We start from the raw sequence: 13019 nt of genomic DNA on the forward strand, positions 1-13019 counted from the left end.
AGAATGAAACAGGAAGTAAGGTTCAAAGTCCAGCTTTGTATAAAGCTGGGTAGCTTTGGGTAAGTCTTATGTAACGGTGTGATATCAAGTCAGGAATCTCAATCAACCCGCCCCGCGACTGGGGTGGGCTGAATTCTCCCCCATTTTCAGGCCCTCAGCAGTTGTTTAGAGGCTGATTCGCCTGCGAGTCGGAGTTGCCGCCTCAATTGCAAGTTCAGCAGCACCAAGACAGTCCACTGGCTGAGTATGGAGAGAAAAATGGTATGTGCTGACGCGCTCTGCAGACTCCAGCCCCCAAGGACTGAAAAAAGCCACATGAAAGGAGCTTTTTCTGGGGTGAGGGAAAGCATAGATAGAATAATTGGTGGCAAAAAGATAGCGCCTCCGACTGTAAAAACCGCCAAAATTTCCTGGTTTCGGATTTTGGCAAACAAGAATAGCTGGGTGACTGTGGCGTAAATCATGAGGATATTCACGAAGAGAATCATGAATAAAAAGGTATGGCGCGATACCAGTATCCAAGGTGTAAAAATCACTATTGAAATGAAAAAATTGATGGCTATCGCAACTTGTGCCGGACTTTTTTCGCTCCAAATTAAATCGAGTATGGGGTATCTGCGCCACAACTTCTGATTGCTGGGAACGATTTGTTTCCGATACCTTGCCCAATCAGATAAAGCTTGTCTTTCAGGAGTTAAAGCAGCCATTAAAGCTAATAACAGCACGAAATTCATGAACAATAAACACAAGATGTTTTCGCTATTTGTGATTTTGGATTGCAGTGCAAATCCTAAAATTATTGACTGAGAGCAAATCACCAGCAAATAACTTTGCTTCTTGCTCAAAACAGTGGCGGTCGGGTTGGGAAAGCGACGTTGCCATCCCTGCCACATCCAGTAGGTTGCAACCGCAGCAATCAATAAAGATAAGGCGGTACAAGCCAAAAGATTTTCGCCAACCTGCAAATTAAACCATTCGACATCGGTGAATTTTTTAATTAACCAACTAAGGTTAGAATCCGATGACGGATTAACGTGAGAAACTACCTGTTTCAGGACAGCAGCAGGAGACAAAAATGTCAGAAAATCAGCAGCATTGCCGAATGACGATACATTAAAAGCTGTAGTAATAAAAGTCAAAACCGCAGCGCTAGCCAACCAAGGTTGAAGCCCTCCCAACCAACTGGTTGTTAAGCCAAATAGCATCGCGCCGCTGTAGAATAAAGCACAGCTAGCTACCATTGCTATGTCGAAAGATAAAATATGATGCAGAGGTATTTGAGCTGCTAATCCGCTGTAGAGGTGCAGCGGTACAGCCAGAATTGCTGCGAGATACAATAAAATTGGGACACCGAGAATTTTGCCGAGAAAAATTGTGGTGGCAGATTGGGGACTGAGGCGAATAAAGTTGAGCGTGCCCCGGCGTTCTTCTTTGTCTAAGTCGCTCACTAGCATATAAGTGCCTGCTACTAATAGCACGATCGCACTAAATATACTCAGATAAACGAATATTTGCAGCCACCAAGACGGCCAGTTAATGATGAAATTTCCTGCAGCATCTTGGATACATTGGGTTTGATAACCTTTGGCATTACCATCAAGTCCAGCGCAGAATAGGTTGTGAGTGGGATAATTGCCCTCAGAGACGGGGGGGACAACGGGTATCTGGGCACTCCAAAATAAGAACAGCACCAGTTGACTGCTGAGGGAAAGGAAGCTGACGATCGCAATTTTGCCTATTTTCAGCCGGCCTTTGAGTTCTCGGAATAACTGGGGATTCCAGTTACCGATTGTGTCTAGTATGTTGAGAATCATAGGTAATAGTTTTGAGTTGTGATTGAAAAAGTCGCCCTCAACTGTCAAGATGCTTGTTTGTGTCCCATCTTCAGGAAGATGGTTTCTAGGTTTTCTTGAGTGCAGTGAAATTCCGTGAGGGGAATGTTAGCATTGACGAGCGATCGCAATAAATTCGCTGCATCTTCCCGGCTTCCTGAAAAATGAGCGCACACCTGCTGAGTTTCCGGCAATATTTCCCAACTTTCTACCCAAGGAAAGTTTTTGAGTTCCGATGTCAGCGCTGCTAAATCTCCCAAAGTTGACAGGAAAATTTGCTGTTTTCCGAGGCGTTTGTAAAGTTCTTGCAAAGGGGCACTTTCGACAAGATAACCGAGTTCCATAATTCCTACCCAAGTGCAAAGTTCGGCTAAATCGCTGAGAACGTGGGATGATATGACTACGGTCATGCCGGCTTGTTGCACAGCTTTGATGATTTCGCGAAATTGCGATCGCGCGATCGGATCTAGACCCGAAACTGGTTCATCTAACAGCAGTAAAAGCGGTTCGTGAATAATAGTTCGTCCCAAACTCAGGCGCTGTTTCATCCCCCGCGAAAGAGTGGAAATTAAGCTGTTGCGTTTGTTGGTTAATTGCACGAGTTCTAAAACTGCATAGATGCGTTCTCGGCGACGGGGTTGCCGCAAGTTGTAGAGTCGAGCAAAGTAATCTAAATAATCCCACACAGTCAGGTCGTCGTACAGGGGAAAGTCGTCGGGAAGAAAGCCGATGTGCTGTTTGAGAGTGGGGTTAGATCGATCGCGCAACAAGGGACAGCCGTTGATGTAAATCTCCCCTGTAGTAGGTTCTTCGGCGGCGGCTAACATTCGCAGCAAAGTAGTTTTGCCGGCACCGTTGGGGCCGATCAGCCCGCAGATTTCGCCGGCGGCGACTTGCAAATCGATGTCATTGACGGCAATATGGCGATCGAATTGTTTGGTGAGTCCGCGAGTGTCTATTGCTAATTCTTTTGCCATATTTTAAAGGCGAGTGAAATTGGCTGCGGTTCGTGCTTAGTTCCAAAGCTTGCAACTAGCTTAGCCTTTTGATACAGGAGTTGTCACCTGCATTTCGTAAAATAAATTGTTAAGTATTAAAAAGATTTTGAGTTTTGGTAAGGTAGCGCAAAAGGTAATTAACAATTGGTAAACTTATTGCGCGATTTTTTGAGCGATATGGAAACCGCAGATCGAGGCAGATTAACACAGATAAACTGTTACTCATATAGATTGTGTATGGCGATTGAGGGGGAGAGGGGGAGAAAGGGAGAGGGGGAGAAAGGGAGAGGGGGAGAGGATTTTTGATTGTCATCAAAATATACAATGTTTATTTGCACAACAGCTTACACGCAGATGTTTTTCAAGATATGAAAGGGTAAGATTTTAGAAGAATTATTGACACGCTTTTTATTAAAGAACAGATAAAGCACTTAAAGCAGCCCCAGATCCTTCAAGCAACGGCGCGTTAACTCGATTCTAGCTGCTCCATCCTTTGTACTGCGGATGTCAATGTTTGTGGCAAAAAAGTAAGCATTTTTATTCTGCTCTAAATAACCGACATACCAGCCAATTTCCGCCTTTGTTTGTTCTCCAAATCCAGCCCAACCTGTTTTTGCTCTGATTGTGTAATTGGGAGTTTGCTCGACAATCATGATGTCTTTAACTAGAGAGAGCGATCGCTCGGAAAAGGGTAAGTCGTTGTTGTGGAGACGGCGCAAAAATTGAATTTGTTGATTGGGTGAAATTCGCAGTTCTCCTTCTAACCAAAATTTATCAATATCATCTTTTTTTCCAATGTTTTGGTTGCCATAATCGGCTTTTGCTACCCATTTTTGCATTTGTTCGTGTCCGACTCGGCGTGCGAGAACTTGGTAAAACCAGACGGCGGAAAGTTTGATGGCTTCTCTCATGTTCAAGTCTCGATTCCAGGCGGGAATTTGCCTTTGAATTCCATCCCAAGTGAGAATTGCAAGTTCATTGGAAATTACGCCTGTTTCTAAGGAAATTAGAGAGTTGAGAATTTTAAATGTAGATGCGGGTAAAAAAGCTGTGCTGTTGCGCTGCGGGTTGTGTTGGTAAAGCCGATCGCTATTCAAGTCGTAAATGGCGATCGCCCCTTCAACCCCTAATTCTTGAAAGTGCCGTCCAAAATTGATTGTTTGAGCAACATCTCCTTGTCGGTGCGGAGATTCCTGCGCTGGAGTAGGTGCGGTTAAGGCTGATTGCGATGGCTGAATTAAAACAGTAGTAATGCAGCTTAATACGATTAAAATCAGAGCGAGCTCGCGAAATATTCTGTTCATAAATTTTGATGTATCATATCAAATCCTCTCTTCATCGGAATAGTAAATTCACTGGTGACTGTTGACTGTTGACTGTTAACGGTTGACTGTTAACGGTTGACTGTTAACGGTTAACATCATGAGGAGTGCAACCGGAATTGATATCAGGTGCGTCAGACTTAGGCTATGTGGGAAACAATTAGATTTTTGGCTTGACGCACCCTACAATATATGCGATCGTTGTGTAAGTTATCAACTACAAAACTGCCATAATAGTTAAGGCGACTAAACAGCTTAACTGAACTGCTAAACTCACAATCCGAAATTTGGGATCGAGGCCGGCAATGTGAATTATTGAGTGTATCAACCGAAACACGATGTACGTTACAATCAGCGCGTCTACGGCTGTTCCCGAAACACTCCTAACTGTTAGGAGAAAAACCACTCCCAAATACAAAGGCAGGTTTTCTACCAAGTTGGATTGTACTCGAAATAGCCGCCACAGCAAACTTTGATCGTTTGGTGTGCCGAAATCTTTGGGAGAACCGCCGGCAGATAGATGCCGAATCCTGACGGTTAGCAGCATGACTACAACTGCGATCGTCCACAGGATGAAAATTACTAAACCCCAGAGTGGGAAGCTCATATTTGTTTGTTCAATTTGGATCATTTTTTTACCTTGCGAAACTATCGCACCATTGTATTGAGCAAATGTTCGATCGCACCCGGTAGATTTTCGCACAAACCAGTGTGTACCCTCGATGTTTGAACGATCGTGCTGCGGGGCGCTACGAGCCAGTGAAAGCGCTCTCTGTGGGGAAGTTGACCGATCGCGCCAGATTCGGGGCCGCCCGCACAAATGACGGGAATGACGGCTAGGTGGTTGCGAATCAGTTCCATATCTAAGGTTGAGTCGATCGCCCTCAAGCGCTGTTCGTCAATTTCGATCCGGGCTTCGAGAAATTTTTTGGTACCGCAGGAAACGATCGCCCCGACGTTGATAAATTCTTCGCGATCGACTTTGGGAACGACGCGGATAATGGCATAATCATACAGAAATCGAGCGGGCACTAATCGCTTCCTCCAAAAAAATATGTGTTGATTCTAGCCGGTTTAGCAGGTACTCAATATAAGCATCGCGATGTTGGTTGCTGTCGGTGAAAGGCGAATTTCCCACCAGCCAAACATCGGGAATCAGTTGAACGATGTTGCGAATAATTTCTGGCGTTAGAATCTGAGTCATCTTGAAGTTTGCCGCTTCCAGATTGCTCGCAAAACGCAGCAAAACGTGGTCTTTAATTGCGGGAAAACGATCGCGGCTGCGGGATAGATAATCTTTCCAAGTGTGGTGGAAATACATCGCCGCACCGTGGTCGATCAGCCACAGCCGGCGGTGCCATACCAGCATATTTGCATTGCGCGGCGTGCGATCGATGTTGGTGACAAAAGCATCGAACCAGACAATTTCCGAGGCCAGATCCGCCTCAGATTTGCCCGCTACGGGGTCAAAGGTGATGGAACCAGGGAGATAGTCGAGGGCGAGGTTGAGGCCTGCACTAGCGCGAATTAAATCTTGAATTTCCGGGTCTGGTTCAGTGCGGGCGAGTTCGGGATCGAGTTCCACAAACACGAGTTCGGGGATTGGTAGCCCGATCGCGCGCGCAATTTCCCCGGCTACTAACTCCGCGATTAAAGATTTTGCTCCCTGACCCGCGCCGCGAAATTTGAGTACGTACATACCCTCATCGTCGGCTTCGACGATCGCCGGTAGCGAGCCTCCCTCACGCAAAGGAGTGACATATCTGGTAGCATTGACTGTTCGCAAGCTGGGACTCATGCTATTTTAGATTTGGGATTGAAGAATTGGACGGGACTAGATTGCTCGTGTAAAATTTTGATTGAGTCAACCGCAGATGTCAGGCAGATTGACGCAAATCAACGCAGATACATTTTTATTTAAATAGTATAACTTGATAGCAATTATAATATAATTATGTACAAATTTGCGGCGGCTTCTGAGCATGAATTAGTTGTGTTTGGTGCGGCCAAACCGGGATACGGCGATGCAGAAGTTGCTCGATGGATTGATTTTATGCGGCGACAGAAGATCGATCGAGTTTGCTGTTTGCTTGCTGAATCTCAACTCGTCCGCTATGGTGATTTGGTGGGAAGCTATCGAAATGTTTTTGGGGGCGATCGCGTTTGCTGGGCTCCGATCGCCGATTTTGAATTGGCCAGTCGCGAAATTTTAATCGATCGCATTTTACCGTTTTTGGCATCTGCAGATAGCGCGGGCGATCGGGTGGTAGTTCACTGTGGCGGTGGAATTGGACGCACAGGACAGGTCTTGGCTGCTTGGTTGGTTAGCGGGCGGGGATTTTCTAACCGAGAGGCGATCGCGGCTGTCAAAAAAACTGGCAGAAATCCCTATGAAGCTGCGATCGCAGCTTTTTTGAAAGGTCGAAATATGTGGAAAGTTGCCGCAGAACTTGATGCTTTGTTAGATGATTGCCGCCGTGATTTTGATCGAGAATTAGAATAGATTAATTGTTAATTTGTGGTCTATTTTGGGTTTAATATCATGTCCAGTCTACGAGCGTCACAAAAAGGGTTTGTAGTGCGGACTTTAGTCCACAATCCTGAAGCGTATGCAAGTCCGCACTAGGAACTTTACTTTATTTTATATCAATTCCGGTTGCACTCCTCATGATGTTGACTGTTGACTGTTAACTGTTAACATCATTCCGATGCAACCGGAAACGATATGACCAATGACTAATGACCAATGACTAATGACCAATGACTAATGACTAATGACTAATGACTAATGACTGCTCAATTGGGCCGCCACGGCTTCGGTGAAGGGAACCGGCGCATCAAGCTGTAACCAGTGGCTGGTTTCGGGTATGACGGCGGTGGCAATTTCGGGGCGGAGTATGTGGAGGCTGAAGGGCCATGAGTTGGCGGGTGCGAGCACTGCTGCGATTCGCGCGCCCGGAGTTGCTAAGTAGCGATCGATCGCACCGACGGCGCTGTAAGCAAACATACCTTTGTACATACCGATCAGCCGATCGCGCGGGGTGGATGCGAGGCGCGCGATCGTGGTTTCGCGCGTCGCAAGGGTACTGCCTTCGAGGGCTTGGGCGAACTTTTCCTCTGCCGCAGCGCGGTAGCCGTCGCCCGCTAGCGCTGCGAGGAACGGAACCATCTGTTCCTCGTACACGGAGGGCGGCAGGTAGTTAAAGTCACCGGGCGGATCTGCGAGAACGAGGCGCGTCACCCGCGTTGGCGCGGAGGCGGCGGTGGCGAGAACGACGAGGGCCCCGAAGCTGTGCCCGACAAGGGCTACTTGGGGGATGTTCAGGGCGTCGAGGACGGCGATGATGTCGGTGGCGCAGGCGTCGGGGCTGTAGTCGCCGTCTGCGGGCGGATCGGAGGTGCCGTGGCCCCGGAGGTCGATCGCCAGAATGCGCTGGTTTTGACCTAGATTGGCGCGCATTCTGGCGATCGTCTCGTCCCAAACTCCAAGGTGGTATGCCATTCCGTGTACGAAGAGGACGGGGATGGGTTGTGGTTCTTCGCCACTTACCGCGCCCGTGTCGGTGAGATTGAGTCGCCCCGCAGGGCCGGCGACAGTTGCAATTTGCATAAAATACCTGGACTTTAACCTTGTTCGGATTGGAACGCAGGTGCGTTCCGTTTTTGTCATGGTAATCGACCGGACGTGATATGAGATAGTTATTAACCTTGACAGTCGATCGCACCGACGGCGCTGTCAGCCAACATACACTGGTACCTATTTGGCTTTGTCCTTTCAGCGATCCTTTGGCGTTTTTGCTGATTCTAATTTCTGTTTTTGATGCGGGCGACTTAGTGGCGCGATCGCAAATATCAATCTTAATTGGAACGCGGAGCATAAATAATCTGCTCTCCCCCCGCCCCTTATTTTAGTCAAGCATCGCCTCATTCAAGCAAGTTTTTCTTAAGTCACATCTACCTAAATTTGCACCTCTTAAATCTGCATTTTTTAAGTTAGCATTGCTTAAATCTGCATAACTCAAATTTGCGCCTCGGAGATTAGCATCAGATAAATTAGCTCCAACTAAATTAGCCCTGACCAGTTGTGTTTCACTCAAGTTACTGCCACTCAAATTTGCTCCCGGCATCTCCGCTGATCTTAAATTAGCTTGACTTAAATTCGTGCCGCCCAGGTCAGCCAAATTTAATTTAGCATAACTCAAATCAATCTTTTCCAAGCAAACTTTATCCAATTGAGCGCATCTCAAATTGGCATTAATAAAAAATCTGTCTCCCAGGGCATAACGGCGGAGCAATTCGTCCGCTGCTAACCGAATTAAAACTGTTTCGGAAGCATTTTGGTAGCACCACGATGCCTCCAGCAAACTAGCGGCTGCTTCAATTGCTACCTTGTCGGATTTAGGGAGAACCAAACTATTGCAGCCATCCCACTCACCCTTGAGCATAAATGCCATGTCAGAAGCTGCTGCAATTGAGTCGCATAACAAAACGGTTTCTTGTTTTGGTTGCAGCCAGTTCATTAAACCTATCGAACTCTTGTTTTTCACGGTTGGTTCGGGATTTGTTTGTTTTTCTTAATTATAGATAAAATTATTTTTAATGTGCTGAAACGGTAGGCACGCGGCGCGCACCTACCGTCATAATTCGGGGAATTAACCCTAGATATCGCAGCAGGCAAAAGGCATTAGTCAGATTCTGACTAATGGCTGATGACTGATGACTAATCTGTTGTACTTACGTGGTCGATTCTCTCTAATTGCCAGAGAATTTGGTTGCCCTCGCGGCGGACGCGAGAAACTACCCAGTTGCGCCACACCCAGTTGTCTCCGCGACTGGTGACAGCGCTGGCATTTACATCCATCAAATCAGCCAGTTCAGAACTGGTGATCAAGTAGCCCTTGGTGGCCACTTCATCGGCTGTGTGCAAAGTTTCTATCAGGTTGCGGAGTTCCTGAACTCTCACCTCGCGGGGCAAGTTCTCCAGGGTATCGGCAGTTGAATCCATCATGGTAGAGTTGGAGCTCGGAAGGTCAGAAGTTATGACATAGGATTCTATCGTTTTGTTACCAGTTGTGTCCGTTTCTTCCAAAACAATTGGGTTTTGCAAGTGTAGGGGCGGTGCCCCCGTACTCGCCCCAGTCCCGCCTGCTGTAGCTTTCTGCTGTTGCAGTTTGGGAGTGAGATTGCGCGAGAAGCTGCGGGCGATTTCGTCGCACCTGTCGTTGTAGAAGTTGCCGGAGTGGCCCCGGACGTGTTCCCACTGGATTTGTCGCGAATTCAGCTTGTCTAGCAGGTGCCAGAGGTCTTGGTTGACGACTTCTTTGCCCGTCGAGGTTTTCCAGCCTTTGTTTTTCCAGCCTTGAATCCATTTGGTGATGCCGTTTTTAACGTATTCGCTGTCCGTGTAAAGGGTGACTGGTTCGGTTTGACCGGAATTGGCAAAAAATTCGAGCGCAGCGACTGCTGCCTGCATTTCCATGCGGTTGTTGGTGGTTTGGGGGTCTGCTCCCCCGAGTTCGTGACAGTTGCCGTCGGCGTAGCAAACTACTGTACCCCAGCCGCCGGGGCCGGGGTTGCCGGAACAAGCGCCGTCTGTGTACAAGCTTTTGATGGTGGGAGTTGTCATGAGGGAATTAATTTTTCATTGACAGGTAACTGGTTTGCAAGTGTAATAATTGAGGAAAATAGGGATCGACTGTAGCTGCCATGAAAAACGTCAACTTAAAGATTAAAAAGGTCGGGTTATTTATTTGTCCGTTTTCTTTGTTAATTTTTAATACTTTGGCGCAAGCACAGCCCATAGTCCCGGCTGCTGATGGTACTGGGACTGCTGTTACCCGCACCGGCAACCGCTACGATATCAATGGCGGCAGTTTGTCGGGAGACGGGGCAAATCTTTTTCACAGTTTTGGTCAATTCGGCTTAAATCAAGGTCAAATTGCTAATTTTCTGACTAATTCGGCTATTCAAAATATATTAGCTCGCATTGCTGGCGGCGACGCTTCGTTAATTAATGGCTTAATTACTGTCACGGGCGGCAATTCTAATTTGTTTCTGATTAATCCTGCGGGGATTGTGTTTGGGCCGCAGGCGAGTTTGAATGTGCCGGGGGCTTTCACTGCGACTACTGCGACGAATGTCGGTTTTGGTTCTAATTGGTTTAATGCTGCGGGTACAAATAATTTTAGCGCGTTAGTTGGTGCGCCCAATGCTTTTTATTTTGGCGCGACTCAACCGGGGAGTATTGTTAATGCTGGCAATTTGGCTGTGACTCCGGGGCAGAGTTTATCTTTGTTGGGCGGTACGGTTGTTAGTACGGGGCAGTTGTCGGCACCGGGAGGGCAAATTACTGTTGCTGCGGTTCCGGGGGAGAATGTTTTGCGTATCAGTCAACCGGGATTTTTGTTGAGTTTGGAGATAGCAGCGGGCGGGAATTTGGGGAATTCTCCACAAGGTTTAAATCCTGTTTCTTTGCCGCAGTTGCTGACAGGTACGGGGCAAAATCAGGCGACTGGTGTTGCGGTTGCGGATGACGGTAGCGTGCGGCTGGTGGGTTCTGGTTTGCTGGTGAATTCTGGGGATGTGGCGATTGCTGCTGGGAATGTGTCTGCGCTGGATCAATTGAATGCCGGAAGTGCGAATTTATGGGCTGCGGGAAATCTGACGTTAGCGGGGACTAGGCTGCAAACTGGGGGGGATTTGAGCTTGCTGGCCGGGGATGCGGTGCGGGTGAGAGATAGCGTTCAGAATCCGTTTTTGGCGCGGGCTGGGGGGAATTTGGAGGTGCGGGCCGATCGCGCGATCGACATTCTCACTCAAAACGCGACTGGCGGCTTGTCTCTTCCCCCGCAATTCCAAAGCGCAGGCAATTTGAGTTTAGTTAGCAACGGCACGATTTCGGGGGATTCTCACTTTGTTGCGGGAGGCAATTTTTCGGTGCGGAATTTGTCGGGAATGCCGGGAAATTTTGTGAGTTTATTTGACCCGATTATCAGTTCCGAAGGAGATGTTTTTTTCGGGGATTATACTGGTGTTTCGCTGAAAGTAGAGGCGAGGGGGAGTATTGTTGGTGAAAATATTACTATTACTGGCCCGGATTTGGCATTGCGGACTGAAAATGTGAATTCCGACCCGGATATTGCGATTTTAACCAGGAGTCCGGCTTTGATTCTGCGGGCGGGAGTGGCAAATTTGGCAAATTCTGTTAATGTTTCTCCTGACAGTTTGGGTGAGGATGCAAATTTCACTGCGGAACCTGTTTTTAGCAGAAATTTGATTGCTGTGGAAAATATTTTAGCAGCCGGCCCGGTGATTTTGTCGGCAACGGGAGATGTGCAAACTAGAGATATTAACGGCGGACAAGTTAGCCTCGAAAGCAGGGAAGCTGGAGTAGTCGTTGGGGGGAGATTAACGTCGAGTTCGACAATTAATATTCAAGCTGTTAACAATATTATTCTGACTAATGATATCTCTCGTGCTGATATCAACGGCAATATTAGTCTGAATACGACTGGGGGTAATATTGTCACCGGTGCGATCGACACTGGGAATTCTGGGGCGATCGCCTTCACAGCTTTTGGCAATGTGAATTTTGGGAATTTGCAGGGTTCTCAAGTTAATATTACCAGCAACTCAGGTGCTCTGGGAGTTTTGACCGATCCGAATACAATTGTCCCGAATACAACACCCGCCAATATTACAGCCACGGAAAATCTCACTTTGGCAGCTTCGGGCGACTTAACCGTAGGGAACCTCGCGGGTGCTACTCTCAGGGCTAGCAGCAGCAGCGGAAGTGTGGCTACGGGTACGATCGCCGCTGCGGGAGATGTCAGAATTTTAGCAGGACAACAAATCAACACGGGGGCGATCGCTGTTAATCCTGCCACAAATCCAGTTAATCCTGGGATTCCCACAGTCAATTTGGACGCCCAAACTAATATTAATGTGGCATCGATTGATGCTGCCGCAGCCAGCGTTGCTTTGAGAGCTTCTAGCGACTTAAATACTGGGAATTTGCAGGGGGCGGCAGTTGATGTTAATAGTGATGGGGGAAATATTGCGATCGGCAATACTGCGTCAACTGGAAATATCAATTTAAAAGCTGCGGGAAATGTGAATTCAGAAAATTTGCGGGGTGTGGGTGTTAATATTAACAGCCGTGCGGGGACGATTGGAGTTACCAGTGCTACCGCCACCAGCAATGTAAATTTCACCGCTTTGGGCAATATAAATTCAGGTATTTTACAGGGAAGTGATGTTTTAGTTAATAGTAATGCTGGAAGCATTCAGACTGCAAATGTTACCGCAGCTAACGGTGTCAGCTTCACAGCGTCTGGCGATGTCAATGCTGGAAATTTGCAGGGAGTTGTAGTTGATTTAGTTAGCAGCAGGGGAAATGTCAGCACTGGCAATATTAATGCTTCATCAATTGTGGATATTTTAGCGGGAGGGCAGATCGGAACCGGGGAAATAGATGTTAATCTTTCGGGGCGCGATCGCAATCCTGCAGTGAATATTAACGCTCAAAATGAGATTAGCATTGTATCGGTGAATGCTCCGGGCGCTAAAGTTGATATCGCAACTCCGGGTTTGGTGCGAGTCACTGGTACTGTTGACCAAAACCGCACTCCTGTGAGTGTCTCAACCCTTGGTGGCGCTCAACCGGGTACAGTCAGGATCGCCCACGGTGGCGGGGATGTCAATCGGCGGATACCTTTTGCGGTGGGAGATGCGACGGTTAACGGGACTGCTGGGGCGATCGCCAGCAATACTTCGGGTACAATTACTCAGGGACAATCTTTCATCAATTCTTACACTCAGGGCAATAGTGCGATCGTCACTACCAACCAACCAAATAATCCACCGGG

At 47.6% G+C, this 13019-nt stretch carries 12 protein-coding genes; 3 read left to right on the forward strand and 9 right to left on the reverse strand.

Annotated elements, in window-relative coordinates; all coding sequences use genetic code 11:
* Positions 1 to 146 precede the first annotated feature (146 nt).
* From QUA97_RS04550 to QUA97_RS04575, 6 genes are all read right to left on the reverse strand, one after another.
* Positions 147 to 1814, reverse strand: coding sequence for a hypothetical protein (locus QUA97_RS04550; protein WP_333193410.1), 1668 nt, complete (start codon positions 1812 to 1814; stop codon positions 147 to 149).
* A 44-nt stretch (positions 1815 to 1858) separates the two neighbouring features.
* Complete coding sequence (locus QUA97_RS04555; RefSeq protein ID WP_194071266.1) at positions 1859 to 2809, reverse strand: ABC transporter ATP-binding protein; 951 nt, start codon at positions 2807 to 2809, stop codon at positions 1859 to 1861.
* A gap of 452 nt (positions 2810 to 3261) precedes the next feature.
* Positions 3262 to 4134, reverse strand: a complete 873-nt coding sequence (gene blaOXA, locus QUA97_RS04560; RefSeq protein WP_194070902.1) for a class D beta-lactamase — start codon at positions 4132 to 4134, stop codon at positions 3262 to 3264.
* Between the two features lie 235 nt (positions 4135 to 4369).
* Entirely contained in the window at positions 4370 to 4759 is a 390-nt protein-coding gene (locus QUA97_RS04565) for an MAPEG family protein (protein ID WP_333193414.1), read from the reverse strand.
* Positions 4760 to 4800: 41 nt separating this feature from the next.
* On the reverse strand, positions 4801 to 5184 hold the full coding sequence (locus QUA97_RS04570; RefSeq protein WP_194070904.1) for a DUF3037 domain-containing protein: 384 nt from the start codon (positions 5182 to 5184) through the stop codon (positions 4801 to 4803).
* A complete protein-coding gene (locus QUA97_RS04575; protein ID WP_194070905.1) occupies positions 5162 to 5950 on the reverse strand; it encodes a HipA family kinase in 789 nt (262 codons plus the stop codon). Before QUA97_RS04575 ends, QUA97_RS04570 begins: the two co-directional genes overlap by 23 nt.
* Positions 5951 to 6106: 156 nt before the next feature.
* Between QUA97_RS04575 and QUA97_RS04580 the strand changes: the two genes are divergently transcribed.
* Positions 6107 to 6655, forward strand: coding sequence for a protein-tyrosine phosphatase family protein (locus tag QUA97_RS04580; protein WP_194070906.1), 549 nt, complete (start codon positions 6107 to 6109; stop codon positions 6653 to 6655).
* Between the two features lie 282 nt (positions 6656 to 6937).
* Here QUA97_RS04580 and QUA97_RS04585 read toward each other — a convergent pair whose 3' ends face one another.
* A complete protein-coding gene (locus QUA97_RS04585) occupies positions 6938 to 7822 on the reverse strand; it encodes an alpha/beta fold hydrolase (RefSeq protein ID WP_333193423.1) in 885 nt (294 codons plus the stop codon).
* 38 nt (positions 7823 to 7860) lie between these two features.
* Between QUA97_RS04585 and QUA97_RS04590 the strand changes: the two genes are divergently transcribed.
* Positions 7861 to 8064, forward strand: coding sequence for a hypothetical protein (locus QUA97_RS04590; RefSeq protein ID WP_333193426.1), 204 nt, complete (start codon positions 7861 to 7863; stop codon positions 8062 to 8064).
* On the opposite strand, the gene QUA97_RS04595 is transcribed toward QUA97_RS04590, so the two are convergent.
* Together QUA97_RS04595 and rnhA are read right to left on the reverse strand one after the other, a co-directional pair.
* A complete protein-coding gene (locus QUA97_RS04595; protein ID WP_333193428.1) occupies positions 8061 to 8672 on the reverse strand; it encodes a pentapeptide repeat-containing protein in 612 nt (203 codons plus the stop codon). The genes QUA97_RS04590 and QUA97_RS04595 overlap by 4 nt on opposite strands.
* 200 nt (positions 8673 to 8872) lie before the next feature.
* Positions 8873 to 9778: a ribonuclease HI gene (gene rnhA / locus QUA97_RS04600; RefSeq protein WP_333193430.1), complete on the reverse strand. Its 906-nt coding sequence runs from the start codon at positions 9776 to 9778 to the stop codon at positions 8873 to 8875.
* Between the two features lie 80 nt (positions 9779 to 9858).
* Here rnhA and QUA97_RS04605 point away from each other — a divergent pair.
* Positions 9859 to 13019 (forward strand): two-partner secretion domain-containing protein (locus QUA97_RS04605; protein ID WP_333193432.1); only part of this gene is annotated, 3161 nt, incomplete at its 3' end.

Source organism: Microcoleus sp. CZ3-B2 (assembly GCF_036705055.1).
Classification (GTDB): Bacteria; Cyanobacteriota; Cyanobacteriia; order Cyanobacteriales; family Microcoleaceae; genus Microcoleus.

Bases quoted from the DNA above. Each gene is read 5' to 3' on its own strand.
- QUA97_RS04550 (WP_333193410.1), bottom strand. From the start codon at position 1,814: ATGATTCTCAACATACTAGACACAATCGGTAACTGGAATCCCCAGTTA.
- QUA97_RS04555 (WP_194071266.1), bottom strand. From the start codon at position 2,809: ATGGCAAAAGAATTAGCAATAGACACTCGCGGACTCACCAAACAATTC.
- blaOXA (WP_194070902.1), bottom strand. From the start codon at position 4,134: ATGAACAGAATATTTCGCGAGCTCGCTCTGATTTTAATCGTATTAAGC.
- QUA97_RS04565 (WP_333193414.1), bottom strand. From the start codon at position 4,759: ATGAGCTTCCCACTCTGGGGTTTAGTAATTTTCATCCTGTGGACGATC.
- QUA97_RS04575 (WP_194070905.1), bottom strand. From the start codon at position 5,950: ATGAGTCCCAGCTTGCGAACAGTCAATGCTACCAGATATGTCACTCCT.
- QUA97_RS04580 (WP_194070906.1), top strand. From the start codon at position 6,107: ATGTACAAATTTGCGGCGGCTTCTGAGCATGAATTAGTTGTGTTTGGT.
- QUA97_RS04585 (WP_333193423.1), bottom strand. From the start codon at position 7,822: ATGACAAAAACGGAACGCACCTGCGTTCCAATCCGAACAAGGTTAAAG.
- QUA97_RS04595 (WP_333193428.1), bottom strand. From the start codon at position 8,672: ATGAACTGGCTGCAACCAAAACAAGAAACCGTTTTGTTATGCGACTCA.
- rnhA (WP_333193430.1), bottom strand. From the start codon at position 9,778: ATGACAACTCCCACCATCAAAAGCTTGTACACAGACGGCGCTTGTTCC.